The organism is Nostoc sp. (assembly GCF_054880495.1).
The window spans coordinates 1-4,121 of record NZ_JBTYKD010000021.1 but is presented as its reverse complement, the minus strand read 5'-3'; the positions used below and the strand labels follow the sequence as shown (position 1 = coordinate 4,121).

General features: G+C 40.5%; 2 protein-coding genes. One reads left to right on the top strand and one right to left on the bottom strand.

Annotated features, from left to right (window positions below):
• Window positions 1–550 precede the first annotated feature (550 nt).
• Window positions 551–1,804: an ABC transporter substrate-binding protein gene (locus tag ACYTXL_RS02495; RefSeq protein WP_461923355.1), complete on the bottom strand. Its 1,254-nt coding sequence runs from the start codon at window positions 1,802–1,804 to the stop codon at window positions 551–553.
• Window positions 1,805–2,134: 330 nt separating this feature from the next.
• On the opposite strand from ACYTXL_RS02495, the gene ACYTXL_RS02490 reads away from it, so the two are divergent.
• Window positions 2,135–3,706 carry a metallophosphoesterase family protein gene (locus tag ACYTXL_RS02490; RefSeq protein WP_461923354.1) on the top strand — a complete coding sequence of 524 codons (1,572 nt, stop codon included), beginning with the start codon at window positions 2,135–2,137 and terminating at the stop codon, window positions 3,704–3,706.
• Window positions 3,707–4,121: the final 415 nt, after the last annotated feature.

Below are 4,121 nucleotides of genomic sequence, written 5' to 3'. Positions count from 1 at the left end.
AAGGATTATAAGATATATAGAATAATATTTATCATCTGGCTTCAATTTTTTTTATTGAGTGAGTAGTTGATTGTCGAAAGTAGCAAATAAATCTGAATTTATCAAGGCATTTGAAAAATACGGCTTGTTTCTACTGTGAAGCGAAAAAACTCGGTAACATCAATACATATAGTCGCCAAAAAATATGTGATGAGTAATACCAAATAGTCAACTTAACGTTAAAAGGGCGATTAGAAACCGCAACTACACGAGGTAAAACCCATGGAGGTGGGTTTCAAGCACTCAATTTTTCCTTAACTTCGTTTGTGTAGCGGCGAATTCTATTGCCCTGGCTCTAAGTTGATACCAATGAGCAATGCTATGCTTCGCTTCTACTGTATATTGCATCCAAACGAGAACCGCTATAGATCCTATAGACAATATTGCAACTATTAGTAGTCTGTCAAGTTTAAATTGATGGGTAAGCAAGTTCGTAGTAAGGACTTTAGTGCTTAGAAAATAAGGACTAAAGTCCTTACTACAAACTCTTCATTAATAGCTTCAGAAAGTACTACTTTACGCTTAAGAAAGAAAATTTTCCATTAACGCCGTTTGCTTCCATCTTCAGTTGGGCAACGTAAAACTCTTTCTGAATGACATCACCTACTGGTGTAAAAGCAATTTCCCCAAGAGGAGTTTGATACTTTCCTTTGAGTAACTCCTGATTTAATTGTGTACGCAACTCTGGCAGCGTCAATTTGTTAATTTTGCTTTTTTTATCCAAAGATTGTAGAGCTTCTACATATACTTGTAAGGCAGTAAAAGCTTGAGCGCTTACTTGAGGTGGTTCTCTATGATATTGTTCAACGTAGGCTTTACGAAATGCAGTGTTAATTTTACTGGGATATACAGGACTGTAAGCTTGAGCAATAATCACGCCATCACAAAGCGCTCTGCACACAGAAAATATATGAGATGTGTTAAAACCATTGCCACCAATAATTATTCCTTTATAACCAAGTTCGCGTAGTTGTTTAACTAAATTACCTCCATCTACAGCTAACCCGGATATAATCACTAAGTCTGGTTTTAAATTAATCGCATTGCTGGCTTGAGCTTGAAAGTCGGTATCTGTTGTTTGAAACTTTTGTACTGTTACTAAATTCAATCCTAAATCTTTAACTGTCTTCTGAAAAATTTCTGTTTCCGACTTATTGAAAGCATCATTTTGAGCGTAGAATACAGCTACTCTTTTGATTTGAGAATTTTGCTTGAGTGCAGCTTTCACCGAATAAGGAGCGACGACAGCAACAGATGAAGAAACACGAGCAACATAATCACCGATTTCGGGAATGCCTTTAGCAGTATTTGATGCTGCAATAACTGGAACTTGATTACGTTCTGCTATGGGGTCAGCGCTAAAAGCTTGTTGTGACAGGGTAGGGCCAACAATGCCAACAACTTTATCTTGATTAATTAAAGTTTGAAAGGCATTAATGGCTCCAACTTCATCGCCACCAGTATCTTGATATACTAATTTAATTGCTCTACCATTGATACCACCTTGAGCATTGAAATACTTTTCAGCAATTTTTACTCCATCAGTTCCCTCTTGACCAAGTAATGCTACATTGCTTGTTTTGGCAAAAGCGATCCCGATAGGAATAGCATCAGCTGCACCTGTTGTTACTATTGGATTATTTGCAGAATTTGCACCAGTATTACCACTTTTACCACAGGCTATTAGTACCATAGAGCAGATAAATAATAATACCGTTTGATGAACGATACCAACGGACAGCCTAACGGCGATCGCACTTTTCATAGATGCATGAGTATTTTATTTACTATGATAATACTGGCTATGCAGGCAAAGCGCACTGTCGGCATCAGAGTTTGTAAAAGATAGTCAATAGCCTCTTGTCTAGCCCTTTAGAGCCATAGCTATGAACGATTAGCAGCACTACACCCAAAGAAAACTCAGATTTAATAATGAGCAACATTCGTTTGTACCTAGATGAGGATGCAAGGAGTCATAAGCTTTATTCAGCTTTACGCGCTCGTAGTGTAGTTGTCTGGAAACCAGATTTAAAATAAAACCCTTATTACCTCGTTACAATCGATGTATGCGTTAGGCATTCAAGAGTTATCAGCCATGAAATTGATTTCCGAGCCACCGATTCCTGTAAAAATTCAAAAAATGAAGGAACGGGTGCGGTGGATGCATCCAAGTTTTGTAGAACGGGGAATTGATCAAACCAGTATGGTGATTGACGATCGCAGGGAAGATAGTCCAGAATTTTCCTTTATGGTTATCGGTGATTCTGGCACCAAATCCCATTCTCGACACCACCCCCAACGAAAAGTTGCTGAACTAATGCTGACTCACCGCGATGATTGCAGTTTTGTGTTGCACACAGGTGATGTAATTTATGTGGTGGGTTCCCAAGAGTATTACTCGACAAACTTTATTGAGCCTTACCGCGAATTTCTTGTTGGTGGCGACAACCCCAAAAGCATTTCCTACGATCGCATGGTGTTTAATCTACCATTTTTGCCAGTCCTTGGTAATCATGATTACTACGATGTGCCGTTGATGTACCGTTTATTTACCGGAACAACATCGTCACTACGTCGCTTGTTGAGCTACAAAGATATCGAGATTGGCTGGCATGGATCCTATCAAGGTAATGCTTATGCGCGAGCGTTTTTAGACTATACCCAGGCGCTCGCTTCCCCACAAGAGTTAGAACGTCATTTAGATCAACACTATACTGCTAAGACCGATACAGGGCGATGTTTGCGTTACGAACCTGGACATTTTACCCGTTTGCCCAATCGTTATTACACCTTCCGTTACGGCGGGATTGATTTTTTCGCTTTAGATTCCAACACCTTTAATACACCATCACCTTTACCTGCAACTCAAAAAGGGGAAATTTTCCGTCGCCAATTGCAAAAGCGTCGCCAGGAAATAGATCAAGAAGAATTGCAGATTTTGGGAATATGCCATGAACTCAACCCAGATAAACCCACTGACGCAGAAAAACTTGATGAGCTTAGTGCCAAATTAGACCAAATAAATGAGATCAAAATCGATATTGAAAAACAATTGGCATCTGAGAAAATGCCTGCGATCGATTTTGAACAACTTGAATGGTTGCGAAGCAGACTAATCGAATCTTGGAACACCTCCAAAGTGCGCGGACGTGTAATCTTTTTCCACCATCCACCCTACGTCACAGAAGCTACTAAGTGGGATCAGGCGCAAACTTTGGCAGTTCGCCACCGCTTGCGCTGGGTATTTGAACAAGTGGCAGAAAATCTTGGTTCTCTAATTAAAGAACGTCCTATAGTAGATTTGATTTTAAATGGTCACGCTCACTGTTTGGAGCATCTTTGCACAACTGATACCGGATTTGCTGACTCCCACATTAACTGCATTATCTCTGGTGGTAGTGGTCATCGTCCCCGCTATCAACGCCGAGGGGGGACTGAATTGATGGAGACTTTTACCGAAATTGCAGGTAAATCGATTCGGAAAGTTGCAGATTCAAAGCTTTTTGTGGGTCGTCATGACTATAATTTTCAGAATCGACTGCCTTATTCATGTGTGCGGATTGATGTTCTGGATGGTAGGCCACCCAAGTTTATCATCAGACCACTGATCGCTGAACAGATTGAAGATGAGTGGTATAACCGCGAACTTGAACCATTTGTGATTTAAATAAAAACCTCACCCTGCTTCTGCTACACAAAACCTGTCCCTCTCCGTGAGTTCGGAGAGGGATGTCCGCCAGGACAAGGTGAGGTTTTCCAAGGATTAATCATCCGATCGCACCTTATATCATATCCGGGTAATTAGTTATGATTCCATAGTCATTGCACCCCACACGCCAGTTGCTCATGGGGGAAACCCCCTATTCCCGCCCTGGCTCCCCTTAATCAACTTCGCCACTCTAATGTAGTGTTGCACAATGATCTTAATTGACGTTTTCCCCGTCAGCCATTAAGCAATAGTTTATGGGTGGAGTTTAAGTCTTTAACACCGCACTTTTGCACAGATGCAAAGGTTAGGTATATCTTAATCTTAAATAGAGTTTTGATAATTTTAGATTATGGCAGGACACAGTAAATGGGCA

Coding starts and splice junctions, on each gene's coding strand:
- ACYTXL_RS02495 (WP_461923355.1), bottom strand. CDS start 1,804: ATGAAAAGTGCGATCGCCGTTAGGCTGTCCGTTGGTATCGTTCATCAA.
- ACYTXL_RS02490 (WP_461923354.1), top strand. CDS start 2,135: ATGAAATTGATTTCCGAGCCACCGATTCCTGTAAAAATTCAAAAAATG.